Source organism: Acinetobacter legionensis (assembly GCF_048551735.1).
Lineage (GTDB): Bacteria > Pseudomonadota > Gammaproteobacteria > Pseudomonadales > Moraxellaceae > Acinetobacter.
The window spans coordinates 1-877 of record NZ_JBIMBV010000074.1 but is presented as its reverse complement, the minus strand read 5'-3'; the positions used below and the strand labels follow the sequence as shown (position 1 = coordinate 877).

Annotated in this window: 1 pseudogene; it reads right to left on the bottom strand. The window is 34.8% G+C overall.

The features are described from left to right. Window positions 1–838: pseudogene (locus ACG9ZL_RS21050) on the bottom strand (hypothetical protein); the annotation flags it as partial. Window positions 839–877: the final 39 nt, after the last annotated feature.

The following is an 877-nucleotide window of genomic DNA, read 5'->3' as shown; positions in this document are numbered from 1 at the left end:
TTGCAACAGTTGTGATCGACTGGTTAATTGAACTAATACTGCTATTTATAGAATTAACAGCATTATTAATAGAATTTGTTATTGCGGTTTTTGAATCGTTAATTGCAGCAATGATTTTTGAATCGTCGAATTTAGAATTGTTTGGATTGTTATTAGGGTCATTAGGATTTGGCTTGGTAGGGTCAGGATTATTCTTTACACAGATCTCTTTACCATTGTATGAACCACTTACATAACCAGTCGGGCAACCCGTTGTTGGCTTGTCGCAGTAGGCTTCACCGTTTTTACAACCGTCAGAAGATGTTTTTGTACCGTTTAAAGTATCTGTTGGTCCCTGTGTTGGGCTTGTACAAGTTTGAGCAGTTGAAACGTATTTACCTTTAAAACTTACAGGTCCATTTGTTGCGTCACCCTCACCAGAGCCTAGAAAATCAAATTTATGAACGCAAGAATTTGCACATACTGTAGTACCAGTAAACTTTGCTAACATTGCATCATTAAGATTTAGCCATTCGTCATTATCTTTCCAATTTTGAATCGTGACTGAACCTGAATAAACATTTGATGTACCTGCTTTGCATTCAGTTGGCTTTAAAAAAACAGTATCAGTAACAGTAGAACCATATCTAGAGTATGTACAAGATGCTTGATTTGATGAAATAGAAACAGATAATGTGCCTTGTGTACCGTTACCATTTTTTAAAGATTGCTGACATGCAGCTTCAGCAGATGGGTAAAAAGTACCAAAATAACCTTGAACATACCAATCTTCCGCAAAAACATTAATTGATAGAAATGAAAGAGAAATAAAAATCAAATATTTAAAAAATTTCATCATTTCACCATCACAGAAACAGTAATGATTAAGACAATCACG